This window comes from Streptomyces sp. Rer75 (genome assembly GCF_013414305.1).
Taxonomy (GTDB): domain Bacteria; phylum Actinomycetota; class Actinomycetes; order Streptomycetales; family Streptomycetaceae; genus Streptomyces; species Streptomyces himastatinicus.
The window spans coordinates 1,680,203-1,705,692 of sequence record NZ_CP058693.1 but is presented as its reverse complement, the minus strand read 5'-3'; the positions used below and the strand labels follow the sequence as shown (position 1 = coordinate 1,705,692).

25 protein-coding genes are annotated in these 25,490 nt (G+C 72.5%); 16 read left to right on the top strand and 9 right to left on the bottom strand.

Annotated features, from left to right (window positions below):
• Window positions 1-38: 38 nt before the first annotated feature.
• Entirely contained in the window at window positions 39-770 is a 732-nt protein-coding gene (locus HYQ63_RS06585; RefSeq protein WP_179932981.1) for a 1-acyl-sn-glycerol-3-phosphate acyltransferase, read from the bottom strand.
• A gap of 190 nt (window positions 771-960) precedes the next feature.
• Here HYQ63_RS06585 and HYQ63_RS06580 point away from each other — a divergent pair, with 190 nt between their 5' ends.
• The 7 genes from HYQ63_RS06580 (at window position 961) to HYQ63_RS06555 (ending at window position 6,850) form a co-directional block, all read left to right on the top strand.
• Window positions 961-1,332 (top strand): thioredoxin family protein, encoded by a 372-nt coding sequence (locus HYQ63_RS06580; RefSeq protein ID WP_179932980.1) that lies wholly within the window; start codon window positions 961-963, stop codon window positions 1,330-1,332.
• A 94-nt stretch (window positions 1,333-1,426) separates the two neighbouring features.
• Window positions 1,427-1,510, top strand: a complete 84-nt coding sequence (locus tag HYQ63_RS45890) for a putative leader peptide (protein WP_373689202.1) — start codon at window positions 1,427-1,429, stop codon at window positions 1,508-1,510.
• Between the two features lie 56 nt (window positions 1,511-1,566).
• Window positions 1,567-2,073 (top strand): flavin reductase family protein, encoded by a 507-nt coding sequence (locus HYQ63_RS06575; RefSeq protein ID WP_179932979.1) that lies wholly within the window; start codon window positions 1,567-1,569, stop codon window positions 2,071-2,073.
• Between the two features lie 200 nt (window positions 2,074-2,273).
• Window positions 2,274-3,059 carry an electron transfer flavoprotein subunit beta/FixA family protein gene (locus HYQ63_RS06570; protein WP_179932978.1) on the top strand — a complete coding sequence of 262 codons (786 nt, stop codon included), beginning with the start codon at window positions 2,274-2,276 and terminating at the stop codon, window positions 3,057-3,059.
• Window positions 3,060-3,114: 55 nt separating this feature from the next.
• On the top strand, window positions 3,115-4,077 hold the full coding sequence (locus HYQ63_RS06565) for an electron transfer flavoprotein subunit alpha/FixB family protein (RefSeq protein ID WP_179932977.1): 963 nt from the start codon (window positions 3,115-3,117) through the stop codon (window positions 4,075-4,077).
• Window positions 4,078-4,252: 175 nt separating this feature from the next.
• Window positions 4,253-5,530: an aldolase/citrate lyase family protein gene (locus tag HYQ63_RS06560; RefSeq protein ID WP_179932976.1), complete on the top strand. Its 1,278-nt coding sequence runs from the start codon at window positions 4,253-4,255 to the stop codon at window positions 5,528-5,530.
• 114 nt (window positions 5,531-5,644) lie between these two features.
• Window positions 5,645-6,850 carry a hypothetical protein gene (locus HYQ63_RS06555; protein WP_257231669.1) on the top strand — a complete coding sequence of 402 codons (1,206 nt, stop codon included), beginning with the start codon at window positions 5,645-5,647 and terminating at the stop codon, window positions 6,848-6,850.
• Between the two features lie 6 nt (window positions 6,851-6,856).
• Here HYQ63_RS06555 and HYQ63_RS06550 read toward each other — a convergent pair whose 3' ends face one another.
• The 3 genes from HYQ63_RS06550 to HYQ63_RS06540 all read right to left on the bottom strand — a co-directional run bounded on the left by HYQ63_RS06550 (window position 6,857) and on the right by HYQ63_RS06540 (window position 9,138).
• Window positions 6,857-7,489, bottom strand: a complete 633-nt coding sequence (locus HYQ63_RS06550) for a GAP family protein (protein ID WP_179932974.1) — start codon at window positions 7,487-7,489, stop codon at window positions 6,857-6,859.
• Between the two features lie 15 nt (window positions 7,490-7,504).
• Window positions 7,505-7,957, bottom strand: a complete 453-nt coding sequence (locus tag HYQ63_RS06545; protein WP_179932973.1) for a hypothetical protein — start codon at window positions 7,955-7,957, stop codon at window positions 7,505-7,507.
• A gap of 116 nt (window positions 7,958-8,073) precedes the next feature.
• A complete protein-coding gene (locus tag HYQ63_RS06540; protein WP_179932972.1) occupies window positions 8,074-9,138 on the bottom strand; it encodes a LacI family DNA-binding transcriptional regulator in 1,065 nt (354 codons plus the stop codon).
• 141 nt (window positions 9,139-9,279) lie between these two features.
• On the opposite strand from HYQ63_RS06540, the gene HYQ63_RS06535 reads away from it, so the two are divergent.
• Together HYQ63_RS06535 and HYQ63_RS06530 are read left to right on the top strand one after the other, a co-directional pair.
• Window positions 9,280-10,254: an ROK family protein gene (locus HYQ63_RS06535; protein ID WP_179932971.1), complete on the top strand. Its 975-nt coding sequence runs from the start codon at window positions 9,280-9,282 to the stop codon at window positions 10,252-10,254.
• 61 nt (window positions 10,255-10,315) lie between these two features.
• On the top strand, window positions 10,316-11,986 hold the full coding sequence (locus HYQ63_RS06530) for a serine/threonine-protein kinase (RefSeq protein WP_179932970.1): 1,671 nt from the start codon (window positions 10,316-10,318) through the stop codon (window positions 11,984-11,986).
• Between the two features lie 42 nt (window positions 11,987-12,028).
• Here the strand turns inward: HYQ63_RS06530 and HYQ63_RS06525 are convergent, their stop codons facing one another.
• Complete coding sequence (locus HYQ63_RS06525; protein ID WP_179932969.1) at window positions 12,029-14,089, bottom strand: NPCBM/NEW2 domain-containing protein; 2,061 nt, start codon at window positions 14,087-14,089, stop codon at window positions 12,029-12,031.
• Between the two features lie 211 nt (window positions 14,090-14,300).
• Here HYQ63_RS06525 and HYQ63_RS06520 point away from each other — a divergent pair, with 211 nt between their 5' ends.
• The 4 genes from HYQ63_RS06520 to HYQ63_RS06505 all read left to right on the top strand — a co-directional run bounded on the left by HYQ63_RS06520 (window position 14,301) and on the right by HYQ63_RS06505 (window position 18,633).
• Window positions 14,301-15,584 (top strand): ABC transporter substrate-binding protein, encoded by a 1,284-nt coding sequence (locus tag HYQ63_RS06520; RefSeq protein ID WP_179932968.1) that lies wholly within the window; start codon window positions 14,301-14,303, stop codon window positions 15,582-15,584.
• 12 nt (window positions 15,585-15,596) lie between these two features.
• A complete protein-coding gene (locus tag HYQ63_RS06515; RefSeq protein ID WP_179932967.1) occupies window positions 15,597-16,511 on the top strand; it encodes a carbohydrate ABC transporter permease in 915 nt (304 codons plus the stop codon).
• On the top strand, window positions 16,508-17,428 hold the full coding sequence (locus HYQ63_RS06510) for a carbohydrate ABC transporter permease (protein WP_179932966.1): 921 nt from the start codon (window positions 16,508-16,510) through the stop codon (window positions 17,426-17,428). The genes HYQ63_RS06515 and HYQ63_RS06510 overlap by 4 nt, the downstream gene beginning before the upstream one ends.
• Window positions 17,429-17,598: 170 nt before the next feature.
• Window positions 17,599-18,633 carry an NUDIX hydrolase gene (locus tag HYQ63_RS06505; protein ID WP_179932965.1) on the top strand — a complete coding sequence of 345 codons (1,035 nt, stop codon included), beginning with the start codon at window positions 17,599-17,601 and terminating at the stop codon, window positions 18,631-18,633.
• A 105-nt stretch (window positions 18,634-18,738) separates the two neighbouring features.
• Here HYQ63_RS06505 and HYQ63_RS06500 read toward each other — a convergent pair whose 3' ends face one another.
• Entirely contained in the window at window positions 18,739-20,100 is a 1,362-nt protein-coding gene (locus tag HYQ63_RS06500; RefSeq protein WP_179932964.1) for a dipeptidase, read from the bottom strand.
• 148 nt (window positions 20,101-20,248) lie between these two features.
• On the opposite strand from HYQ63_RS06500, the gene HYQ63_RS06495 reads away from it, so the two are divergent.
• Window positions 20,249-21,454: a geranylgeranyl reductase family protein gene (locus tag HYQ63_RS06495; protein ID WP_179932963.1), complete on the top strand. Its 1,206-nt coding sequence runs from the start codon at window positions 20,249-20,251 to the stop codon at window positions 21,452-21,454.
• 7 nt (window positions 21,455-21,461) lie between these two features.
• Here HYQ63_RS06495 and HYQ63_RS06490 read toward each other — a convergent pair whose 3' ends face one another.
• Entirely contained in the window at window positions 21,462-21,914 is a 453-nt protein-coding gene (locus tag HYQ63_RS06490; protein WP_179932962.1) for a nitroreductase family deazaflavin-dependent oxidoreductase, read from the bottom strand.
• A gap of 278 nt (window positions 21,915-22,192) precedes the next feature.
• Here HYQ63_RS06490 and HYQ63_RS06485 point away from each other — a divergent pair, with 278 nt between their 5' ends.
• Both HYQ63_RS06485 and HYQ63_RS06480 read left to right on the top strand, forming a co-directional pair.
• Window positions 22,193-23,509 carry a sensor histidine kinase gene (locus HYQ63_RS06485; RefSeq protein ID WP_179932961.1) on the top strand — a complete coding sequence of 439 codons (1,317 nt, stop codon included), beginning with the start codon at window positions 22,193-22,195 and terminating at the stop codon, window positions 23,507-23,509.
• Window positions 23,510-23,514: 5 nt separating this feature from the next.
• A complete protein-coding gene (locus HYQ63_RS06480; RefSeq protein WP_179939811.1) occupies window positions 23,515-24,180 on the top strand; it encodes a response regulator transcription factor in 666 nt (221 codons plus the stop codon).
• Window positions 24,181-24,315: 135 nt separating this feature from the next.
• Here the strand turns inward: HYQ63_RS06480 and HYQ63_RS06475 are convergent, their stop codons facing one another.
• Together HYQ63_RS06475 and HYQ63_RS06470 are read right to left on the bottom strand one after the other, a co-directional pair.
• Window positions 24,316-25,215, bottom strand: coding sequence for a DUF2797 domain-containing protein (locus tag HYQ63_RS06475; RefSeq protein ID WP_179932960.1), 900 nt, complete (start codon window positions 25,213-25,215; stop codon window positions 24,316-24,318).
• Window positions 25,212-25,469, bottom strand: coding sequence for a DUF6332 family protein (locus HYQ63_RS06470; protein ID WP_179932959.1), 258 nt, complete (start codon window positions 25,467-25,469; stop codon window positions 25,212-25,214). Before HYQ63_RS06470 ends, HYQ63_RS06475 begins: the two co-directional genes overlap by 4 nt.
• Window positions 25,470-25,490 lie beyond the last annotated feature (21 nt).

Genomic DNA, 25,490 nt, shown 5'->3' with positions numbered 1-25,490 from the left:
CCGCCCCGCCGGAGGGCGGCCGCCGCGTTCCGCGAGGACTACCGCCCGCGGTCCAGGGCGATGGCCTCCGCCGGGGTGGGGGCCGTACCGCCCAGGTGGGCGGGGACCCACCAGGTGTCCTCCGGGCCCTTCGGGCGCACCGGATACGCCCGCTGCGCCGCCTCCAGCAGCTCCTGCACCCGCGACCGGACCCGCTCGGTGAGCGTGTCGGACGGCTCCGTCGGGTCGGCCTCCAGCGGCTCGCCGACCCGCATCGTGATCGGGAAGTGGTTGCGGCCCAGGGCCCGCTTCTGGCCCTTGGTCCACAGCCGCTGCGTCCCCCACAGCGCCATCGGCAGCAGCGGTACGCCCGCCTCCTGGGCCAGCCGGGCCGCGCCCGACTTGAAGTTCTTGAGGGTGAACGAGCGCGAGATGGTCGCCTCCGGGAAGACGCCGATGATCTCGCCCGCGCGCAGGGCCTTGAGGGCGTGCTTGTAGGCGTCCATGCCCGCGGCCCGGTCCACCGGGATGTGCTTCATGGCCCGCATCAGCGGCCCGGAGACCTTGTGCCGGAAGACCGCTTCCTTCGCCATGAACCGCACCAGCCGCTTCGCCGGACGGGCGGTGAGCCCGGCGAACACGAAGTCGAGATAGCCGATGTGGTTGCTCACCAGAACCGCGCCACCCCGCTCCGGGACATTCTCGGTGCCCTTCATGTCGATACGCAGGTCCAGCGCCTTGAACATGGTGCGGGCCGCGCCGATCACCGGCGGGTAGACGAGCTCTGCCATAGAGGGACCCTTCATCGTTTTCCCTGGGAGGGCTCTCCCGGCGGAAGTTACGCAGCCGTAGGTTTCCCGGCTTCTGGCAGATGGTGCCCTATGTCATCTCTCTGTGCTACCGCCGGTCCCGCCCCGGCCGCGAGATCCTCATCACGTCGGGCTCTGGGGAATCCCCTAAGAGCCCATGTCGCTGCACTCTATGACGGCATCGGAACCGGAGGACAGTGTGCGAAACGAGCAGCGGCAGGGTGAGGCGGACGAGGGGAGGCGGCTCGAAGCCGCCCAGCTCGGAGCGGATCTGGGCACCCGGGCCACCCTCGTCCAGTTCTCCAGCGCCTTCTGCCAGCCCTGCCGGGCCACCCGGCGGGTCCTGGCGGAGGTGGCCCATATGGTCGACGGCGTGTCCCATGTCGAGATCGACGCCGAGGCGCATCTGGAACTCGTACGGATGCTGGACATCGTGCGGACGCCCACCGTGCTGGTGCTCGACGCGGACGGCCGGATCGTGCGCCGCGCGGCCGGACAGCCACGGACCGCGGACGTCATCGCCGCCCTCGGCGAGGCGGTCTGATCCGGCGTGAGATCACGGCGTGTGACTCCGCGGCGGACTCCCCTCCGCCGGTCCGCACTTGACGGTGCGCTGCGGGCATCGTCAGGGTGACGTCATGCGGCCTGGACTTCTTCTTCTCTACGGACGCGTACACGTGGACCTGGTACGGACCGCGAGTGCGCGGTGTCCGGGCGGGTGAGCGACGACGACAGCACGGCTCCCCCCGCTCGCACCCGACCGCAGAAGGACATGTTCATGACCGCTTCACCCGATCTCGGCACGCCCCGGCTCAGCGCCCCCGAACTCTTCCGCTCCGTCTTCCGCAGGCACGCCGCCGGTGTCGCGGTGATCACCGCGCACGGGACGCACCCCGTCGGCTTCACCGCGACCTCCCTGGCCTCCGTCGCCGCCGAGCCCCCGCTGCTCTCCTTCGGCGTCGGCAAGGGCTCCTCCAGCTGGCCGGTGATCGCCGAGGCCGAGCACGTCGGCGTGCACGTCCTGGGTGAGCACCAGCGGGAGCTGGCCGCGACCTTCGCGCGCAGCGGCGCGGACCGCTTCGGCCCCGACACCGGCTGGCGCGCCGGGCCCGAGGGAGTGCCGGTGCTGGACGGGGTGCTGGCGTGGCTGGTGTGCCGGGTGGTGGCACGGATACCCGCCGGGGACCATCGCGTGGTGATCGGCGAGGTGCTCGCGGGCGACCCGGCGGGAGCCGGTCGTCCGCTCCTGTACCACCAGGGGCGCTTCAACGCGCTGCGCGACTGAGCCGCCTGCTGATCATCCGTTGGCAAGGTCACAGTTCAACCGGCTTGCGTCCGGGGAACACCCTGGGTGTACTGGCGAGTAATATTTCGTTCGGTGCATGGGCCGACCCCGGCCGCCAACCGACCGGGAACAGCCCCCGAGGGCGCCTATGCTGCCAGCACAAGGCAGCCCGGAAGAGACGATGCAGTAGGAGAGCCGGCGTGAGCTTGAGGATCGTTGTCTGTGTGAAGTACGTGCCCGACGCCACCGGCGACCGGCACTTCGCCGAGGACCTGACGCTCGACCGTGACGATGTGGACGGCCTGCTCTCGGAGCTGGACGAGTACGCGGTCGAGCAGGCCCTCCAGATCGCGGACGAGGCGGACGACGCGGAGATCACGGTGCTGACCGTGGGCCCGGAGGACGCCAAGGACGCGCTGCGCAAGGCGCTGTCGATGGGTGCCGACAAGGCCGTGCACGTCGAGGACGACGATCTGCACGGTACCGATGCGCTGGGTACCTCGCTGGTGCTGGCCAAGGCGGTGGAGAAGACCGGTTACGACCTGGTCATCTGCGGTATGGCCTCCACGGACGGCACGATGGGTGTGCTTCCGGCGATCCTGGCCGAGCGCCTGGGTGTCCCGCAGGTGACGCTGCTGTCGGAGGTTTCGGTCGAGGACGGCACGGTCAAGGGCCGCCGGGACGGCGACACCGCGACCGAGCACCTGGAAGCGGCGCTTCCGGCGGTGGTGTCGGTGACCGACCAGTCGGGCGAGGCCCGCTACCCGTCGTTCAAGGGCATCATGGCGGCCAAGAAGAAGCCGGTGACCTCCTGGGACCTGTCCGACCTCGACATCGAGGCCGAAGAGGTGGGGCTGGAGGGCGCCTGGAGCGCGGTCGACGGCGCCGAGGAGCGCCCGGCCCGTACGGCGGGCACGATCGTCAAGGACGAGGGCGAGGGCGGCAAGCAGCTCGCAGAGTTCCTTGCCGGTCAGAAGTTCATCTGAATCTGACCGTCTCACCGCCCCTGATACCTCGTATTCGCAGGAGAGAAGAAGTCTCATGGCTGAAGTCCTCGTCTATGTCGACCACGTGGACGGTGCCGTCCGCAAGCCCACCCTGGAGTTGCTGACGCTGGCCCGCCGGATCGGCGAGCCCGTCGCCGTCGCCCTGGGTGCCGGTGCCGCCGACACCGCCGCGACCGTCGCCGAGTACGGCGCGGTGCGGGTGCTGACCGCCGATGCGCCGGAGTTCGCCGACTACCTGGTGGTGCCGAAGGTGGATGCGGTTCAGGCCGCGTACCAGGCGGTGAGCCCGGCCGCCGTGCTGTTCCCGTCCTCGGCGGAGGGCAAGGAGATCGCGGCGCGGCTGGCGGTGCGTATCGGGTCGGGCATCATCACCGACGCCGTCGACCTGGAGGCCGGTGCGGAGGGTCCGGTGGCGACGCAGTCGGTGTTCGCGGCCGCGTACACCACCAAGTCCCGGGTCACCAAGGGCACGCCGGTCATCACGGTCAAGCCCAATTCGGCCGCGCCGGAGGCGGCCCCGGCCGCGGGCGCCGCCGAGGCGCTGGAGGTGTCGTTCTCCGGGCAGGCGACGGGGACGAAGGTCGTCTCGCGTGCCGCGCGTGAGTCGACGGGGCGTCCGGATCTGACCGAGGCCGCGATCGTCGTCTCCGGCGGCCGTGGTGTCGGCGGTGCGGAGAACTTCCCCGTCGTCGAGGCCCTGGCGGACTCCCTCGGCGCGGCCGTGGGTGCCTCGCGTGCGGCGGTGGACGCGGGCTGGTACCCGCACACCAACCAGGTGGGGCAGACGGGGAAGACCGTGTCCCCGCAGCTGTACATCGCGGCCGGTATCTCGGGTGCGATTCAGCACCGGGCCGGTATGCAGACCTCGAAGACCATCGTGGCCGTCAACAAGGACGCCGAGGCCCCGATCTTCGACCTGGTCGACTACGGCGTGGTCGGTGACCTCTTCGAGGTCGTCCCGCAGCTCACCGAGGAGGTCAAGACCCGCAAGGGCTGACCGCTCGATCGATGTCCGTGAGGCCCCGTACGCACTGCGCGTACGGGGCCTCACGTGCGTCAATGGGGTGTTGACCTCCACTCGGAGCCCGTATAACTTCGCTCTACGGATATTAGTTTCCGTAGAGCGGAAAATCTGGCCGGTTTGAGTGAAGGCGAAAGGCGGAGGTGCGGGCATGACTCAGCACGAGACGGTGGGGACCAGCCTGCCGCGCGGCGTACGCGAGGGGATCACCGCGTCCCTCGCCCCCGTCGACGCGGACCTCGCCCGCCGCTACCCGGGCGACTCAGGCACCCGCCAGCCCGTGCACACCGTCTACGTCCCCGCCGACGCCCTCACCGACACCACCGTGCGCGACTGGGGCGACCAGGCGCTCGCCGCCCTCGACGCCCACGCGCCCGACGCCGGGGCCCTCGCCGCCGTCCTCGGTCTCCCCGGCGAGCTGGCCGAGCCCGTGTACCGGCGGGTGCGCGCCAAGCTGGAGCGCGAACCGGTCGAGGACCTGCGCATCGACTTCGAGGACGGCTACGGCCCGCGCCCCGACGCCGAGGAGGACGCCGCGGCCGCCCGTGCCGCCTCCGTGGTCGCCGCCGCCCACGCGGCGGGCACCGCACCGCCCTATGTGGGCATCCGCATGAAGTGCATGGAGGCTGCCGTCCGCGACCGCGGCATCCGCACCCTCGACATCTTCCTCACCGGACTCATGGACTCCGGCGGGCTGCCGGACGGGCTCGTGCTCACCCTCCCCAAGGTGACGTACGCCGAACAGGTCAGCGCCATGGTCCGGTTGTGCGAGGAGTTCGAGAAGGCCCGCGGGCTCCCGGCGGGCCGGCTCGGCTTCGAAATCCAGATCGAGACCACCCAGGCCATCCTCGGCTCCGACGGCCGCGCCACCGTCGCCCGGATGATCGACGCGGCCAAGGGCCGCGCCACCGGACTGCACTACGGCACCTTCGACTACAGCGCCTCCTGCGGCGTCAGCGCCGCCCACCAGGCCATGGACCACCCCGTCGCCGACCACGCCAAGGCCGTCATGCAGGTCGCCGCCGCGGGCACCGGCGTACGGCTCTCCGACGGCTCGACCAATGTGCTGCCGGTCGGCCCCACCGAACGCGTCCACGACGCCTGGCGGCTCCACCACCGTCTCGTGCGGCGGTCCCTGGCCCGCGCGTACTACCAGGGCTGGGACATGCACCCCGGCCATCTGCCCACCCGCTACGCCGCCGTCTACGCCTTCTACCGCGAGGGCCTGGAGACGGCCGCGGCCCGCCTCGCGGCGTATGTGAACCGCGCGGGCGGCGACGTCATGGACGAGCCCGCGACCGCCAAGGCGCTCAGCGGCCATCTGCTGCGCGGGCTGGACTGCGGCGCGGTCGACGCCGCCGAGGTGGAACAGCTGACCGGACTGGGCCGTGCCGAACTCGACGCCCTGGCGGGCCGCGCCCCGCGCTGAGCCGCGCGGCCGGGCCCGCCTGATCCGCCTGGCCACATTCGCTCACCCCTCCGTGTCACCCGGGATGCGCGGCCGCCGGGGAGGGCGGGAGATGGTGGCATGGTCAGAAGTGCCGTGTCAGCCCTGCTGATCCTGCTCGGCTGCCTGCTCGTACCGGTGTCCGTGCTGACCGTATGGGTCCACGGCATCGTCCTGGACACCGACCGCTACGTGGCGACGGTCGCCCCGCTGGCGACCGACCCGGCGATCCAGGAGGCGGCCGTGGACCACGTCAGCGAGGCCGTCGACCTCCGGCACAACAGCCGGAAGGTCACCTCCGACATCGCCGACTGGCTGCGCGACCAGGGCCTGCCGCCCCGGGCCGCCGACACCATCGAGGGCCTGGCCCCCCAGCTGGACGCGGCCCTCGACCAGGCCGTGCGCAAGGTCGCGACGCACATCGTGCACACCGAGGAGTTCGCCGCCGTATGGACCGGCGCCAACCGCGCCGCCCACGCGGCCGTCGTGCACGCCCTCACCGGCGAGGGCCACGGCCCGGTCGGCGTACGCGGCGACACCGTCACCCTGAACGTCGGCGCCGCCGTGGAGAAGGTCAAACTCCAGCTCGTGGACGCCGGATTCCCCTCGGCGAGCGACATCCCCGACATCCATCGGCGGACGATCCTCTTCCACTCCCATCAACTCGACCGCATCAAGCAGGCGGTACGCCTGCTCGACCTGGCGAGCAACTGGCTGCCCACCCTGACCATCGCGCTCGGCACCACCGGTGTCCTGCTCGCCCGGGGCCGCCGCCGCGCGCTCGCCCTCGCCGCCCTCGGCGCCGCCGTCGCCTCGCTGGCCCTCGCCCTCGCCCTCACCGTGGCCCGCCGGTACTGCCTCGACCATGTGCCGCCGGGCGTGCTGTCCCGGGCCGCCGCCTCGGCCCTCTTCGACACCGTGGTGCGCTTCCTGCGGGTCACCGTGCTCACTGTGCTGGTGCTCAGCGCCGTCGTCGCGGCGGGCGCCTATCTGGCCGGGCCCGGACGGCTGCCACGCGCCGTACGGGCCACGGCCGAGCGCACCGCCGAGTCCGCCGCGCACTGGTGCGCGGCCCGTGGGATGCGCACCGGACGGGCCGGGACCTGGACCGCGGACCACCGGCGGGAGCTGACGGTCGCGGCGCTGCTGGCCCCGGCCGCCGTCTTCGCGCTGTGGAACCACCCCACCGTGCTGACCGTGCTGTTCCTGGTGCTGTTCCTGCTGGCCGTCCTCGCGGTGATCACGCTGCTGGCCGCGACGGGCCGTACCGGCGCGACGGGCCGGGACCGGCTCGGAGGGTGAGCCGAGTCAGGGGGTGAGGATGAGCACGATGAAGAGCAGACAGGCGGCGACGTTGACCACCCAGCTGTGCGTGTTCAGCCACTCCCGCAGCCGGGGCATCGCACGCCGCGCCCGGCGACGGAAGACCAGGTAGAGCAGCAGCGGCAGCGCCGCGATCAGCACGGTGGCACCGATGAACGGCAGCGCCTCCGCCAGACCCGCCCGACGCTGCTCCAGATGCGCCCCCACCGTCAGCATCACCATGACGTCCGACGGCATCAGCAGGATCACCAGCAGCCCGGTCCTCAGGGCCCGCAGAGGGCCCGCATCCATCAGTGAGCCCAGCCACTTCGGCGGCTCGACGGATTCCCGGCGCACCAGGTTCTTCATCGCGACCAGCACCAGCAGCCCCACCAGCACCAGCTGCACGATGGTCGCGGCCGACCCCGGGTCGGACGGTTGACCCGGCGACACCGCCTGGCCCAGCAGGGCGAAGATCCCCCGGGTGACGGCGACCCCCACCGCTGTCGCGACCGCCACCCCGAGCAGGAACGCCGAGGACACCCGCACCGGCCGCGCGGTGGTCACCAGGATCACGGCGGCCACGATCTGCGGCCCCGCCATCATGGTGACGGCCAGTGGGAGAATCTGGAGGTCCATGGCCTGCCTGCCCGCTCAGTACCGCAGGGCGGTGCCGATCCGTGCCGTGATCTTCCCGGTCAGCTTGCGGTGGCTGCGCGCGACGGCCTTGGCGGCGGTGCGGGGCCGTACCGAGCGGACGGTGAGGACGGTGGCGTCGACCAGGTCGCCCTTGGCGTTGCGGAAGGTGACCTCCACGGCATAGTCCGCGGTGTCGCGGCTCGTGTTGGTCACCGTGATGGGGGCGACGGCCCGCCCGTTCCGGTCGGTCGAGACGGCCCCGGCCTTCACCTCGCCCTTGACGTTGATCCCGCCCTTGACCTTGTCCAGCTGGGCCCTGGCCGAGGCCGTCGCCGAAGCGACGGCGGCGGAGGCCCGGGACACCGCGGCCGACGGCGTGCCGCCCTCCTGCGAGCAGCCCGCGGCGACCGGAGCCAGCACGGCCATGAGGCTCGCCGCGCAGATCGTTCGCGTACGGCGTCCGGTCACCGCGCCTCCCTCGTCCCGTCGACCGAGGTCTCCCGGCCCTCCGCACCCCACCGTGACGGGCGCCGCGGGCCGGGGCAACCGGGGCGGGACCGTTCAGACGTCGTTCAGGACGCCGGTCAGGACAGGGACGGTGACAGTTCGCCGGAGCCGCGGGCGATCAGGCGGGTCGGCAGCACGACCCGCCGCGGTGCGCCGCCCGCGCCGTCGAGGCGGCGGAACAGCAGATCCGCGGCGGTGCGGCCGAGCTGCGCCGCGTCCTGGGCGACCACGGTGATGCCGGGGGAGAGCAGATCGGCCAGCTCGAAGTCGTCGAAGCCGACCAGGGCCACGGGCGTGGCGGGTGCGGGGCGCTCGGCGAGGACCCGCACCACCGTGACCGTCACCCGGTTGTTGCCCGCGAAGAGCGCCGTGACCGGCTCGGCGGCGTCCAGCATGGCGGCGGCCGCGCCGCGCACCCGCTCCGGGTCGGTGGGGCCCAGGGAGAGCCAGCCGTCGTGGACCGGCAGCCCGGCGGCGGCCATCGCGGCGTGGTAGCCGCGCAGCCGCTCGGCGGCGGTGTGGATGCCCGGCTGGTCTCCGAGGAATCCGATCCGGCGGTGGCCATGGGCGATCAGATGGGCGACCGCGTCCCGCGCGCCGCCGAAGCTGTCGGAGAGCACCGCGTCGGCGTCGATGCGGCCCGCCGGGCGGTCGACGAAGACGGTGGCCACACCGGCCGCCATCTCGGGGGCCAGATAGCGGTGGTCGTCGCCCGCCGGGATGACGACCAGGCCGTCCACCCGGCGCGCGCACAGGGCGAGCACCAACTCCTGCTCGCGGACCGGGTCCTCGGCGCTGGATCCGTTGATCAGCAGCGCGCCATGGGCCCGGGCCACCTCCTCGACGGCACGGCTGAGCGGGCCGTAGAACGGGTCGGCGAGGTCCTCCAGGACGAGGCCGACGCTCGCGGTGCGCCCCTTGCGGAGGATGCGGGCGCTGTCGTTGCGGCGGAAGCCGAGCGCGGTGATCGCCTCCTGGACGCGGTGCTCGGTGTCGGGGGTGACGCCCGGTTCGCCGTTGACCACGCGCGAGACCGTCTTGAGGCCGACTCCGGCCCGGGCGGCGACGTCCTTCATCGTGGGCCGGGAGCCGTAGCGGTGCGGTGGGGTGTTGTCGGCGATGTCCCGGGCGGTGTCGGTCACGGTGGGCTCGTCCCGTCGCTGGTCGTCGTGGCGGAAGGGCGGAAGGGGTGTCGAGCATAGCCGCTGGACAACGTTGTCAGCGGCAGGGAAGACTGTGGCCGCATACTGATGACACCGAGGCCCACCAGGAGAGTCGACGCCATGGCACGTGACCTCATCGCCGCGCTGGACATCGGCGGTACCAAGATCGCGGGCGCCCTGGTGGACGGCGGCGGCAAGCTGGTCGTACGGGCCCGGCGAGCGACCCCCGCGCAGGGCGACGGCCCGACGGTGATGGGCGAGGTCTCCGCGGTGCTCGGCGAACTCGCCGCCACCGCGCAGTGGTCCCGGGTGGCCGCCGTCGGGATCGGCAGCGCGGGCCCCGTGGACGCCTCCGTGGGCACCGTCAACCCGGTCAACATCCCCGGCTGGCGCGACTTCCCGCTGGTCGCCGGGGTCCGGGAGACCACCGGCGAGCTGCCGGTCACCCTGGTCGGCGACGGACCGGCGATGACCGCCGCCGAGCACTGGCAGGGCGCGGCGCGCGGGCGCGCGAGTGCGCTGTGCATGGTGGTGTCCACCGGTGTCGGCGGCGGACTGGTGCTGGGCGGGCGGCTCCACCCCGGCCCCACGGGCAACGCCGGGCACATCGGCCACATCAGCGTCGACCTCGACGGCGATCTGTGCCCGTGCGGCGCGCGGGGCTGCGTCGAGCGCATCGCCAGCGGCCCCAACATCGCCCGCCGGGCGCTGTCCGGCGGCTGGCAGCCGGGCCCGGACGGCGACACCAGCGCCGCGGCCGTCGCCGTCGCCGCGGGCGCCGGTGACCCGGTCGCGCGGGCCTCCTTCGACCGCGCGGCGCAGGCCCTGGCCGCAGGGATCGCCGCGACCGCCGCGCTCGTCGAGATCGAGGTGGCGGTGATCGGCGGCGGGGTGGCGGGCGCCGGGGACGTGCTCTTCGCGCCCCTGCGGCGCGCCCTGCGCGACTACGCGACCCTGAGTTACGTCCAGGGTCTTGAGGTCGTACCGGCGCAGATGGGCACCGACGCGGGGCTGGTCGGCGCGGCCGCCGCGGCCGCCCAGGAACAGCGGCTGGAGGGTTTCGGCCCGGTGGGCGCGCCTGGCGGCGCGAGTTGAGCCGGACTGTCACCGGCGGGGCCTAAGCTGTTCGCTCACTGCTGGCGATGCGAGGGAGCCGATGGTGGCACCGGGGGACATGGGCGGTGATCTGTCCGGCAGGCTGCTGGGCGGGCGCTACCGGGTGACGGGGCAGCTCGGCCGAGGCGGCATGGGCGTGGTCTGTAGAGCGGTGGACGAGCTGCTGGGCCGGGAGGTCGCGGTCAAGGTGCTGCGCGCCTACACCGACGCGTCCGGCGCGGAGCTGGCCGATCTGCGCACCCGGATGCAGCGCGAGGCGCGCGCCGCGGCCCGGATCCGCCATTCGGGTGTGATCACCGTGCACGATGTGGCGGACGAGGACGGGCTGCCGGTCATCGTCATGGAACTGATCGACGGCCCGTCCCTCGACGACGTGATCGACGAGCGCGGTGTCGTCGATCCCCTGGAGGCCGCGCGGATCGGCGCGAAGGTGGCCGACGCGCTCGCCGCGGGCCATGACGCCGGGGTGCTGCACCGCGATGTGAAGCCGGGAAACGTGCTGCTCGACAGCGGGGGCCGGGTGGTGCTCACCGACTTCGGCATCGCGAGCATGGAGGCGCCCGACGACGGCGCGACCACCAAGCTGACCCGCAGCGGCGAGCTGATCGGCTCGCTGGACTACCTGGCGCCGGAGCGCGCCCAGGGCCAGGACCCGGGCCCGGCCTCGGACGTGTGGGCGCTGGGCATGACGCTGTACGCGGCGGTGGAGGGCTCGTCGCCGTTCCGCCGCACCTCGGTGTGGTCGACGCTGACCGCGATCGTCACCGAGCCGCTGCCGGAGCCCCGGTTGGCCGGTCCGCTGACGCCCGTCCTGCGCGAGCTGATGGACAAGGACCCGGAGGGGCGTCCCACGGCGGCCGAGGCGCGGCAGCTGCTGGAGGCCGTCGCGGCCGGGGCCGCGCCGGAGCTTCGGCCGTCTCCTCCACAAGCCCCGCCGGTCCCGCGGACCCCGCAGGCATCGCAGGTCCCGCGGACGCCGACCGCGCCGGATGTCGCGGCCGCCCAGCGGCTGGTAGGCGCCGGTCCCGGGGAGGGCGGCGCGCCGGGGCCGGGGCGCGGCCGGACGCGGGCGCTGGTGGCGGCGGCGGTCGCCGGTGTGGTGCTCGTCGGCGGCGGGGTGACGTACGCGCTCCTCGGCGGCGAGGGCGACCGTACGACGGCGGGCCGGTCGCCGGAGCCGACGGGATCCGGGTCGCCGGCGTCCGGCGGAGGGGACCGCGAGGCGACGGGCGAGGCGGGTACGGGCAGCCCGCGGGCGAGCGGGGCGGCGTCCCCACCGGCCTCGCGCGCACCGAGCGGTGCGGAGGGCGGCGCGGGAGGCGCGTCGGAGAGCGGTGCGCCGGACGGCAAGGGCGGCGGGGACGACGGCAAGGGAGAGACCGGGAAGGCCACCGGCGCGGCCTCCCCGACCTCCAGCCCCGGCGCCGCCCCGGCGTGCAGCGACATCGGCGGCGGCAAGTACAACTGCGTGGTGTGGCGCGACGCCACGTCGTACACCCATGGCGGCGAACCGGTCGGCACCCTGAAGCAGGGCGTCAACTACTTCTACTGCCAGGAGAACCTGAACCGCCCGGAGCGGTACGGCAAGTGGACGAACGTCTGGTGGGCGAAGACGGACGACGACAACGGCAACAAGGACGTGTACGTCAGCGATGTGTACGTCAAGGGCGGCGACAACGACCAGCCCCTCCCCGGGCTGCCGGTCTGCTGAGACGGCGGCAAGGGGGAGCGGGCCGGTCGCCGGGGCAGGACGTCAGCAGCTGAACGCCGCGTCCGCCCAGTCCCCGTGGTCGCTGGTGACGTCGTCCCCGCCGTCGGTGACGACGAGCCGGACCGTCGTCGCGCCGTCGACGGCGGCGCTGATGGCCTTGGCCGGATCGGCGTTGGTCAGCGTCCCCGTCGACAGCACCTTGGTGTCGTCCGCCCACACCTCGAAGGCGACCGTTCCTGCGGTGCCCTCCTCGTCGTCCACGCCGACCTTCGCGGTGAACGCGGTGCAGTGGCCACCGGTGTAGTACGTGACCTCACTGGGCGCGTGCACGCCCAGGCCCTTGGCGTGGACGGTGCCGTCGAGGGTGATCGGATGACCGTCGCCCGCCGCGTTCTCGCCGACGCTGGTGTCCTTCTCGACCGGGCCCCAGCCGTTGGCCGCACTCAGCCACGGCAGATCGCTCGCGTGGGTGGGACCGGAGGGCGGCGCGACCACCACATGGACCGGCACGGGCAGTTCGGTGCCGACCTTGTCACCGCGCGCCGAGCGGTAGTCGGCGCGTACGGTCAGCTCGTACGCCCCGGGCTTGACGTCCTTCGGAGCGGTGACCTGCCAGCGGGTGGCGAGCCTGCTGCCGGTGGGCAAAGTGGCGGCCCGGGTCGGCAGGCTGGTCCTGATGCGCCAGCCGTCGGGTCCGGTGAGCTTGACCCGGGCCTGGTGGGCGGCGGTGCCGCCGAGGTTGCGGAGCGCCGTCTCGACCGGTGCGGTGGCTCCGGCCTCGGTGAACGGGGCGGCGTCGGCGCCGAGTTCGGCGGCGGGCGGGTACGAGGCCCAGCGCCGGTCGGCGGAGACCCGGTAGAGCACCGTGCCGTGGGCCGGGACGGTGGCCGCGACGGAGCCCGCGGTGTTCTGGTCCTGGTGCCGCCACAGGTCGCGCAGCCGGTATCCGTCGGCCTGCGGCAGGCCGAGGCGGGCCGCGGTGGTGGCGATGCGCTGCGGCCGCTCGGTCTCGTTGAAGAGGGCGACGGCGCGGCTGCCGTCCGCCATCTCCTTGGAGATCACCCAGCGCCCGCCCTCGGAGGAGAGCACGGTGCCCTGCTTGCCCAGCGGGTCCTGGTCGACGGCGATCACGTCGCGGTTGCCCAGGATCTCGAACGTCTTGGCGTCGGCCTTGCGCAGATCGGTCCCGATCAGCAGCGGCGCGGCCATGACCGACCACAGCGAGAAGTGGCTGCGGTACTCGGTGTCCGTCATGCCGCCGTTGCCGACCTCCAGCATGTCGGGGTCGTTCCAGTGGCCGGGCCCGGCGTACGGGGCGAGCGGCAGGTTCTTCTTGGCGATCGACAGCATGCTGCCCCAGCTGTCGCTGATGTCACCGGTGGTGCGCCAGAGTTGGCCGACATCCGCCGCCCACTCCCACGGCTTGTTCTGCCCCCACTCGCAGATGCTGTAGACGATCGGGCGCCCGGTGGTCTCGGACGCCGCCTTCAGCGCGTCCCGCATGGTGCGGTAGCGCTGCTTGGCGTCTACACCTTGGTTATTGCAGTTGTCGTACTTGAGGTAGTCGATTCCCCAGTCGGCGAACTGCTGGGCGTCCGACCTTTCATGGCCCAGCGCTCCGGGGAAGCCCGCGGTGTTGCAGGTCTTGGTGCCCGCGCTGGTGTAGATGCCGATCTTGAGGCCCTTGGAGTGGACGTAGTCGGCGACGGCCTTGATGCCGTTGGGGAAGCGCACCGGGTCCGGGACGAGCTTGCCGTTCGCGTCGCGCTGCGGCAGCGCCCAGCAGTCGTCGAGGTTGACGTAGGTGTATCCGGCGTCCTTGAGCCCCCTGCTGACGAAGATGTCGGCGATGCCCTTGACCATCGACTCGTCGAAGTCCGCGCGGCAGTGGGTGGAGTTCCAGTTGTTGAAGCCCATCGGCGGGGTGAGCGCGAGCCCGTCCTCGGCGGCGGCTGGTTCGGCCGCCGCCGGTTCGGCCGTGGTCGGCTGGGCGGCGGCCGGCTGGGCGGCGGCGGGGAGGGTGAGACCGGCCGTGCCGAGCAGTGCGGCGGCCAGTCCTCCGATGATTCTCTGTCTCGCGGTACGTAAAGAGCGGTGGCGCATGATGCGGGTCCTCCGTTCTCAACGGGGTGACGCAGCGTTGCGGGCGCGTCACATGCGAGCGTTTACGGTAGGCCGTGTTGGAGTCTGTTGGAAGAGATGCGATAACAGTTGTTCGATATCTCGTCCAAACCCTTGACTATGCCGCCTCCTGCCCGATGTGATCCAGCCACCCGCGTTCGGTTGTGTTTGATTGATCCTCTGTGGAGGGCCCATGGCACAGTCATCGTCAGGACATCGGATCTCCCGCCGTACGCTGCTCCGGGGCACCGCGGTCGGCGCCGGGGCGGTCACCCTCCCGGCGCTCCTCACCGCCTGTGGTGGTCCGGGCAACGAGGTGAAGATGGGCTCCAACGCCTCGGACGCCGTGCCCCGCAAGGCGTTCGCCGAGGTGTTCGCGGCGTACGAGAAGAAGACGGACAAGAAGGTCAAGGTCAACACCGTCAACCATGAGGCCTTCCAGGAAGGCATCAACCGCTATCTGAAGGGCACCCCGGACGACGTCTTCATGTGGTTCGCCGGATACCGCATGCAGTTCTTCGCCGAGCAGGGGCAGCTCGCCGAGATCGGCGATCTCTGGAAGGGCTTCAGCGGCTTCTCCGACGCGCTCAAGAAGCAGTCCACCGGCAAGGACGGCAAGCAGTACTTCGTGCCGTATTACTACTACCCGTGGGCGGTCTTCTACCGGAAGAGCGTCTTCGAGCAGCACGGCTACGAGATCCCCAAGACCTTCGACGCGTTCCGGGCGCTCGCCAAGCGGATGGACAAGGACGGCCTCGACGCCTTCGCCTTCGGCGACAAGGACGGCTGGCCCGCCATGGGGACCTTCGACTATCTCAATATGCGGGCCAACGGCTACGACTTCCATATCTCGCTGATGGGCGGCAAGGAGTCCTGGACCGATCCCAGGGTCAAGCACGTCTTCGACCTGTGGCGCGGCCTCATGCCGTACCACCAGCAGGGCGCCAACGGGCGCACCTGGCAGGAGGCGGCCCAGAGCCTGGCGCAGAAGAAGTCCGGCATGGCGGTCTTCGGGCTGCCCCACCCCGGGCAGCAGTTCTCCGCCGCCGACCGCGAGGACCTGGACTTCTTCCCCTTCCCCGAAATCGACTCCGCCTACGGCCAGGACGCCGTCGAGGCGCCGATCGACGGATTCCTGCTGGCGAAGAAGTCCAAGCGGCAGAAGGAGGGCAAGGAGCTGCTGAAGTACCTCGCCACCCCCGCCGCCGAGGAGATCTATCTCAAGCGGGACCCCAACAACATCGCGTGCAACGACAAGGCGGCCACCTCCGGCTACAACGCGCTCCAGAAGAAGGCCGTCGCGCTCGTCTCCGACGCGAAGCAGATATCGCAGTTCATGGACCGCGACACCCGCCCCGACTTCGCGTCGCAGGTGATGATCCGGGCGATCCAGCAATTCATCAACAAACCGAACGACATCGACACCCTGACCAAGGACATCGAGTCCCAGAAGAAGACCATATTCGCCGACAGCTAGGAGAATCGCGCCGTGCCGCTCACCACCGCGCGGCGTGCCAAACGGCGGGGACCGCGGAGGTTCACCTCCCGCGACCTCGCCGTCATCGGCGTGCTGCTGGGCATACCCGTCCTGCTCGACCTGGCCCTGGTCTGGGGCCCGACCCTCGCCTCCATCGGTCTGTCCTTCACCAGCTGGGACGGGATCGGCGACCTCCACTGGGTCGGCTTCGACAACTACCGGAACCTGTTCACCGAATATCCGCCGTTCTGGCCCGCCGTCCGCAACAATCTGCTGTGGGTGGCCTTCCTCGGCTTGGTCGCCACACCCTTCGGGCTGCTGCTGGCCGTCCTTCTCGACAAGGGTGTCCGGTTCAGCCGCTTCTACCAGTCCACCCTTTACATGCCGGTGGTGCTTTCGCTCGCCATCGTCGGCTTCATCGCCCAGCTGATCTTCTCCCGCGACCAGGGCGCGCTGAACGCGATTCTCGGCGACAAGAGCCAACCGGTGGACTGGATCGGCGACCCCGACCTCAATATCTGGATGGTGCTGCTCGCGGCCGCCTGGCGGCACACCGGGTATGTGATGATCCTCTATCTGGCGGGGCTGAAATCCGTCGATCCCTCGCTCAAGGAGGCCGCCGCGATCGACGGCGCGAGCGAGACCCAGAGTTTCTTCCGGGTCGTCCTGCCCACGCTGCGGCCGGTCAATGTGATCGTCGGCGTCATCACGGTCATCGAGGCGCTGCGCGCGTTCGACATCGTCTACGCCATCAACCACGGCCGCAACGGGCTGGAACTGCTCTCCGTGCTGGTCACCGACAACATCATCGGTGAGGCCAGCCGGATCGGATTCGGCTCCGCCATCGCCGTCGTCCTGCTCACCGTGTCGCTGGGATTCATCGTGACCTATCTGGTCCAGGAGCTGCGAGGGGAGAAGAAGGGATGATCACCGACATCCGCCCGGCCCCCGTACCGGCCACAGGCCCGGTGAGCGGACCGGGGCGGCGCCGGGTCCGCCCCGGGCGGCTCGGTCTGCACGCCTTCCTGATGACCGTCTCGCTGGCGTTTCTCGCCCCGCTGCTGCTCGCCGTCTACGCCTCGCTGCGGCCGTACGAGGAGACCGCGAAATACGGCTATTTCTCGCTGCCGCGCCATCTGTCGTTCGACTACTACAAGCAGGCGTTCACCGACTCCGGGATGGGCAAGTATTTCCTCAACTCGATCCTCATCGCGGTCCCCGGAGTGCTGCTGACGCTGTTCCTCGCGTCCTTCGTGGCCTTCTCCGTCACCCGGCTGAAAATGCGGGGCGGGCTCGTCCTGCTGATGGTGTTCACGGCGGGGAACCTGCTGCCGCAGCAGGTCATCGTCACCCCGCTGTATGTCCTGTTCACCAAGATAGAGCTGCCCTACTGGATGTCGGACTCGATGACGATGTACGACTCCTACTGGGCCGTGATCGCCGTCCAGGTCGCGTTCCAGGTCGGCTTCTGCGTCTTCGTCCTCGCCAATTTCATGCGCACCCTGCCGATCGAGATCATCGAGGCGGCGGTGGTGGACGGCGCGGGGGTCTGGACGCGGTACTGGCGCATCACGCTGCCGCTGTGCCGGCCGGCCCTCGCCGCCCTCGCCACGCTCCAATTCACCTGGATGTACAACGACTTCCTGTGGGCGCTCGTCTTCATCTCCGACGGCGACAAGCTTCCCGTCACCTCCGCGCTCAACAACCTGCGCGGGCAGTTCTTCACCGACTACAACCTGCTGGCCGCGGGCTCGGTGCTGGTGGCGCTGCCCACGGTGCTCGTCTTCCTGCTGCTCCAGCGCCACTTCATCGCCGGGCTCACGCTGGGCGCCAACAAGGGCTGAGGGCTCCGCGGCGGCAGGGCCCCGCGGCGGTCGGCGGCGCCCCGCGGCCCCGTGTCGCGGGGCATCGCGGGGCGTCGGCGGCGGCGCGATCCGTGACTCAGTCGTATTCGGGCGTTTCCGTGGCAGGGTGATGCGGGCAACTGTCAGGAGGCGATGGATTAGGGGGAAATGTGATCGTCTGGCTGAACGGTGCGTTCGGCGCGGGGAAGACCACCGCGGCCCGTGAGTTGGTGGACTTCATGCCCGGCAGCACGTTCTACGACCCGGAACTGGTCGGCAACGGTCTGCGCATGATGCTGCCGCGCAAGCGTCTGGAGCAGGTCTCCGACTACCAGGACCTGCCGTCATGGCGGCGGCTGGTCGTGGACACCGGTGCCGCGCTGATCGCGGAGGTCGGCGGCCCGCTCGTGGTCCCGATGACGGTCCTCAGGCAGGAGTACCGGGACGAGATCTTCGGCGGCTTCGCCGCCCGGCGGATCCCCGTGCGGCATGTTCTGCTGCACACCGACGAAACGATCCTTCGCCGACGCATAGCCGAGCGCGAGGAGATACCCGGCGACGCGGACGCCAGCGAGTCCGTACGCCGCTGGTGCCTGGACCACCTCGCGCCCTACCGCGCGGCCCTGAACTGGCTGACCACCGACGCCCATGTGGTCGACACCACCGGGCTCACCCCGCGCCAGACCGCCCAGCACATCGCCGACGCCGTCCGCGACGGCGCCGGGAACTGCGACATCGTGCAGACGCCCGAGCCGACGGCCGAAACCCTGGCGGCCGGGGTCCTGCTCTTCGACGAGGCCGACCGGGTGCTGCTGGTCGACCCCACGTACAAGCCCGGCTGGGAGTTCCCCGGCGGCGTCGTCGAACGCGGCGAGCCGCCGATGCGCGCCGGGCGCCGCGAGGTGGCCGAGGAACTGGGCGTGCGGCTGGACGAGCCGCTGCGGCTGCTGGTCGCCGACTGGGAACGCCCCCAGCCGCCCGGCTACGGGGGCCTGCGGCTGCTGTTCGACGGCGGCCGGCTCACCGCCGGGGAGGCCCAGGAGGTGCTGCTCCCCGGCGCCGAACTGCGCGGCTGGCGCTTCGTCACCGAGACCGAGGCCGCCGACCTGCTCCCCCCGGTCCGCTTCAGCCGCCTCCGCTGGGCCCTGCGCGCCCGAGAACAGGGCCGCCCGCTGTACCTGGAGGCGGGAGTCCCCATGGGCTGACCGACCGCGCATCGCCGCAGGCGGGCGGTTCCCGACGCACCGCGAGCGGTCCCGGCCCCGGACGCTGCGGTAGCGACGGACTGGCCGGGACCGCCGCGCCCCGGGTCAGGACTTCTTGCCGGTCGCGTACGCGCCCAGGAACAGGGCCTCGGCGAGGGCGAGCTTTTCCAGTTCCTCCGGCGAGACGCTCTCGTTGACCGCGTGGATCTGTGCCTCCGGCTCGCTCAGGCCGATGAGGAGGATCTCCGCCTCCGGGTACAGCGAGGCGAGCGTGTTGCACAGCGGGATCGAGCCGCCCTGGCCCGCGGTGGCCATCTCCTGACCGTCGTACGCCACCCGCATGGCCTCGCGCATCGCCTCGTACGCCGGGCTCCCGGTGTCCGCGCGGAACGGCTGGCCCTGGCCGACCTGCTCCACCGCGACCCGCGCGCCCCACGGTGCCGCCGCCTCCAGGTGGGCGGCCAGCAGACGGTACGCCTCGGCCGCGTCCACGCCCGGCGGCACCCGCAGGCTGACCAGCGCCCGCGCGCTCGCCTGGACGGAGGCGGTGGCGCCGACGACCGGCGGGCAGTCGATGCCCAGCACCGTGACCGAGGGACGGGCCCAGATGCGCTCGGCGACCGTGCCCGAGCCGATCAGTTCGACCCCGTCCAGCACCCCGGCGTCCTTCCGGAAGTCCTCCTCCGGGTACTGGAGGCCGCCCCAGGACGTGTCCGGGTCGAGGCCGTCGACCGTGGTCGAGCCGTCCTCCGCGCGCAGCGAGTCCAGCATCCGGATCAGCGCGGCGAGCGCGTCCGGGGCGGCGCCGCCGAACTGGCCGGAGTGCAGGTTCCCTTCGAGCGTGTCCACCGAGACGCGCAGCATCGTCATTCCGCGCAGCGTCGCGGTGACGGTCGGCAGCCCCACCCGGAAGTTGCCCGCGTCGCCGATCACGATCGCGTCGGCGGCCAGCAGTTCCGGATGCGCCTCGGCGTACCGCTCCAGGCCGCCCGTGCCCTGCTCCTCCGAACCCTCCACGATCACCTTGACGTTGACCGGGACGCCGCCGTGCTCCTTGAGCGCGCGCACCGCCGTGAGGTGCATGATCAGGCCGCCCTTGCAGTCCGCCGCGCCGCGCCCGTACCAGCGGCCCTCCCGCTCGGTCAGCTCGAACGGCGGGCTGAGCCAGGCGTCCTCGTCCAGCGGCGGCTGCACGTCGTAGTGCGCGTAGAGCAGCACCGTCGGGGCGTCGGCCGGGCCGGGCAGGAAGCCGTAGACGGACTGGGTGCCGTCGGGGGTGTCCAGCAGCGCCACGTCCTCGAACCCCTCGGCGCGCAGCGCGGCCGCGACCCACTCCGCGGCGGCCTCGCACCCGCTGCGCGGGAACTGCGCCGGGTCCGCCACCGACGGGAAGGCCACCAGCTCGGCCAGTTCGGCCAGGGCACGGGGCTGGAGTGCGGCGACGGTGGCGGCGAGGTCCTGTGCCATGGGGGGAACGCTCCTGGGATGTGCGGCGTTGGGTGGTGATGTGCGGTGGGTGCGGTGGCCCGATCATCCCACAGCAGGTTCACGCGGAGGTGAGCCGTAGGATGCCCGGTAGGCGCATCAGGACGGGCGATTGGGAGCGGAAGCACACGTGAGCAGCGACAACGCAACCCCGGACAAAGAGACGGTATGGGATGTCGTGGTGGTCGGCGCGGGGCCCGCGGGTGCCTCCGCGGCCCACGCCGCGGCGTGCGCCGGCCGCCGGGTGCTGCTGCTGGAGAAGGCCGAACTGCCCCGCTACAAGACGTGCGGCGGTGGCATCATCGGCCCGTCGCGCGAGGCGCTGCCGCCCGGTTTCGAACTGCCGCTGCGCGAGCGCGTCCACGCGGTGACCTTCTCGATGAACGGCAAGCTGTCCCGGACCCGCCGCTCCAAGCACGTGCTGTTCGGCCTCATCAACCGGCCGGAGTTCGACGCCGGTCTGGTCGAGGCGGCCAAGGACGCGGGCGCCGAGGTGCGGACCGGTGTGTCCGTCACCCGCGTCGAGCAGCACGGCCCGTCCGTACCCGACCGCCGCACCGTGGCCGTCGTCCTCGCGGACGGTGAGACGGTGCTGGCGCGGTCCGTGGTCGGCGCGGACGGCAGCGCGAGCCGGATAGGCGCGCACGTCGGGGTGAAGCTCGACCAGGTCGACCTCGGCCTGGAGGCGGAGATCCCGGTTCCGGAGACGGTCGCGGAGGACTGGGCGGGCCGGGTGCTCATCGACTGGGGCCCGATGCCCGGGAGTTACGGCTGGGTCTTCCCCAAGGGCGACACGCTGACCGTCGGCGTCATCTCGGCGCGCGGCGAGGGCGCCGGGACCAAGCGCTACCTCGAGGACTTCATCGCGCGGCTCGGCCTCGCCGGATTCGAGCCGAGCATCTCCTCCGGCCATCTGACCCGCTGCCGCACCGACGACTCGCCGCTCTCCCGCGGCCGGGTGCTGGTGTGCGGGGACGCGGCCGGGCTGCTGGAGCCGTGGACGCGGGAGGGGATCTCCTTCGCGCTGCGCTCGGGCCGCCTCGCGGGGGAGTGGGCGGTACGGATCGCCGAGGCGCACGACGCGGTGGACGCCCGGCGCCAGGCCCTGAACTACGCCTTCGCGATCAAGGCCGGGCTGGGCGTGGAGATGGGCGTCGGCCGGAGGATGTACGCGGTGTTCGCCCGCCGCCCCGGGATGTTCCACGCGGCGATCACCGGCTTCCGTCCGGCGTGGCGCGCGTTCACGAAGATCACGCGCGGTACGACGACGCTGGCCGACCTCGTCCGCACCCACCCGGCGGCGCGGCGGGCCCTGGCGGCGATGGACAAGGGGTAGCAGACGCCTACTCGCCGGTGGCGCTGATCCGGAAGACCGGGTGCATGGGCGCGATCCGGGCGAGTTCGGTGTCGGGGGAGGTCGCGGTCACGCCGTCGAAGAAGGCGCCGACCTCCCACCCCCACCGCTTCAGATAGGCCCGCAGCACCGCCGCCTTCTCCTCGCCCTCGGGCAGCTCGGCGGCGGTGAACGGCCGCGTTCTGCGGCCCTTGCGCAGCTGTCCGCCCCCGGCCGCCCGCAGATTGCGCACCCATTGGGCGTTGCCGCGCGCCGAGACGAGATAGCGCCCGCCGTCCAGGGCGAGCGGGTTGACCGGGACGCGCCGCAGCGCCCCGCTGGTCCGGCCGGGCACGGACAGCTCCGCCGTGCCGAAGAGGCTGAGCCCATGGCGCGCCAGCCAGGCCACGGTGCGGTGGACGGGCACCTCGAAGCGGCGGGGCTCGATGTAGTGCTGTGTCATGACGTCCTCCGTCTGCCGTGATCCACGATCCACGATGAGAGCGGTGCCGCGGCCACGCGGTCGCGCCGGGCCGCCGCCCGCGGGCCGAGCATGGTCTCTTCCGCCCGCTACCGCTACTGCCCGGGCCGCATCGCGCCGTCGGCGGCGCTCGGCGGTGCTCGGCGGTGCTCGGCGCGGCGTGGGCGCCGCTGCTCGCCGCGGTCTACTCCGGCGGGAGTACGGGCGATCACCGCGCGCGGGGGACGCCGTTCGCGGGCGGCCGGTCTAGCGTTACCGGTATGCACGAATTCACGGGGGAGCGGGGCCCGGGGCGCGAGCCGGGCGGGTGGTGGCGCGGAGGGCCGTGGCACGGCGGACCGTGGCAGGGCGGACCGTGGCACAAAGGGCCGTTCGGCCCGCCGGGCGCTGCCGTGCCCTGGCGCTCCTCGCTCGCCGTCGCCGTCGTGCAGCTGGTGGGCACGGGGTTCGCCGCACACCGGCAGCCCGACCGGGCGGACCTCGGGCCCGGTGTCTACGCGCTGCTCCTGGCCGGGCCCGCGCTGCTGCTCCTGCGCCACCGCCACCCGCGGCTCACCGTCCTCGGCGTCTCGGCGGTGACCCTGGGCTACCTCGCCGCGGGCGGGCCGAACGGCCCGGTCTTCCTCAGCGTCGTCGTGGCCTGCGTCGCCGCCGTCGCCGCCGGGCAGCGGGTCGCGGCCTGGTGCGCGGTCGGCGCGCTGTGGGCGGGGCGGCTGCTCATCGCGCACTGGCTCTACCGCTGGCTGCCGCCCCCCGGCGACGGCTCCGCCGGATGGGGGCAGGAGGTGGCGGTCGCGGCCTGGGCGGCGGCGGTGCTCGCCGCGGCCGAACTCGTGCGCGTACGGCGCGAGCAGTGGGCCCGCGAGCGGGCGGAGCGGGCGGCGGCGGTACGGCGCCGGGCGGATGAGGAGCGGCTACGGATCGCCCGCGAACTGCACGACGTCCTCGCCCACAGCATCTCGGTCATCAACGTGCAGGCGGGGGTCGGCCTCGCCCTCCTCGATCAGGACCCAGAACAGGCCCGCACCGCGCTGACCACCATCAAGGCGGCCAGCAAGGAGGCGCTGGGCGAGGTACGCCAGGTCCTGGACACCCTGCGCGCCTCCGGCGCCGCCCCGCGCCAGCCCGCCCCCGGTCTTGACCGGCTGCCGGAGCTGACCGAACAGGCCGCGGGCGCGGGGCTGACGGTGGAGGTGGAGACGCGGGGCCAACGGGCCGCCCTGCCGCCGGGCACGGACCTGGCCGCGTTCCGCATCGTCCAGGAGGCACTGACCAACGTCGTCCGCCACTCCGGCGCACGGAGCGCGCGCGTCCGGTTGTCATACGCCCCGGACGAGCTGGAGCTGCGGGTGGACGACGACGGCCCGGCGACCACGGACGACACGGCGGACGGCGCGACGGGCGGTGGCAACGGCCTCGTCGGCATGCGCGAACGCGCCGCCGCACTCGGCGGCACGGTGGAGGCGGGCCCGCGCCCGGACGGCGGCTTCCGCGTGCACGCCCGCATCCCGCTCACCGTTGCGCCCGCCCCGCGCGACGAGCCCGCCGCCCCCGATGCCACCGAGGAGACACCGTGAGCCGAGTGATCCGCGTCCTGCTCGCCGATGACCAGATCCTGGTCCGGGCGGGCTTCCGGGCGCTGCTGGCCGCCCAGCCGGACATCGATGTGGTCGCCGAGGCCGCCGACGGGGAAGAGGCACTGAAGGCGGTGCGGGGGCACCGCCCCGATGTCGTGCTCATGGACATCCGCATGCCCCTCCTCGACGGCCTCGCCGCGACCCGCCGGATCACCGAGGACCCCGCCCTCGCGGAGGTGAAGGTGGTCATGCTGACCACCTTCGAGCTGGACGAATACGTCTTCGAGGCCATCCGCGGCGGCGCCTCCGGCTTTCTGGTCAAGGACACCGAACCGGAGGAGCTGCTGCGCGCCGTGCGGGCCGTCGTCGACGGCGACGCGCTGCTGTCGCCCGGGGTCACCCGCCGCCTCATCGCCGAGTTCGCCGCCCGTTCGAAGGAGCCCGCGCCCGCCTCGGTCCTCGCGGAGCTGACCGAGCGGGAACGGGAGGTGATGGCCCTGGTCGGGATCGGCCTGTCGAACGAGGAGATCGCGCGGCGGCTGGTCGTCAGCCCGCTCACCGCCAAGACCCATGTGAGCCGCACGATGGTCAAGCTGGGCGCGCGCGACCGCGCCCAACTCGTCGTCCTCGCCTATGAGTCGGGGCTGGTGCGCCCGGGCTGGCTGGGCTGATGTCTGGGCCTGTCTAGCTAGGGGGTGTCCGCAAAGTCCCGCCGGGCCTGCGACGCCTGGCACGCTCCCCCAGCTACCGCTGGGAGGTGCCCCCTGACGCCGCGGGCTGACCCGACGCGGCTTTGCGGACACCCCCTAGAACAGCGCCTCGGGGCGCGCGGCCTCCCGCGCCGGAGCCTCCACCGGGGCCGTCGTCTCCGCGTCCGCCGCGGCCGCGCCGAGCGGACGGCCCGCCAGCAGACGGCCGTCCAGCAGCAGGGCGCGCCCGTCCGACGCGGTCAGATGGATGTCCGGGCCCGCCACGCCCTCGACGCGCCCGGCCACCGTGCGATCCGCGGCGAGCCGCACCATCCCCTGCACCGGACGCAGCCGCTCCAGATGGAACGCCTCATCGTGGTGGACCGGCGCGAAGGCGGCGAGGGCCAGCGACTCCGGCAGACCGCCGAGCCCGCCCGCCCGCGCGTGCAGCGCCGCGAGTTCGGCGGCGCGGCGCTCCCGGGGCGGTGGCGCCTCGCGCGCGGCGCGCTTGGCGGCGTACGGAAAGCGGTCCGGGACGCCGAGCGCGGCGCCCAGCACGGCCTCCGCGCGGCGCGCGGCCATCAGCGGGCCGCGGCCGAGCAGGGCGTACGAGAGCGCGGCCTGCTCCAGCAGCCGTACGCCCTCCCGCTCGGCCGCCGTGATGCCGACCTTCACCAACCCCGGCCCGAACCAGGCGAGATAGACGTCGTACGGGCGGGGGTCGTCACTGCGGGTGTCGGCGGCGACCGAGTACGAACGGTCGAGCCGGGCGCAGTCCGCGCACTGGGCCGAGACGGCGGACGCCGCCAGCTCGGCGTCGTCCGGGCACGGGGTGTGCCGGGCGCCCCTGCGCACCCCGGTGCAGTGGCGCCCGGGCCCGGTGGTGAAGGCCAGCGGACGGTCCGGCGTCAGCGCGGACGTCCGCTCACCGTGGGCCGGGTGGCGCCACAGGAGCACCGGTCCGGAGCCGCGGGACCAGCGCAGCCCCGCACACCGCCACCGCCGGTCCCCGGTCATCCGCGCCGCCGCTCACGGGGCGGCCGGGGCAGCCGCCCCAGCACCCGGATGACGCGGTAGGCGAACCCGGCGATGGCCGCGGTGGCGGCCGCCGTCCGCCACGCGGCCTCCCGGGCCCGCCCCAGCTCGCCGAAGAGCGCGGGGCTCGCGACGGCGACGAAGAGGACGGCCGCCAGCAAGGCGCCCGTGACCAGGGCGAACATGATCTCCACGGTGAGCGCGTCCCGCTCGGACTGGCTACGGGGTCCGGTCATCCGGCATCACTCCTCTCCTCG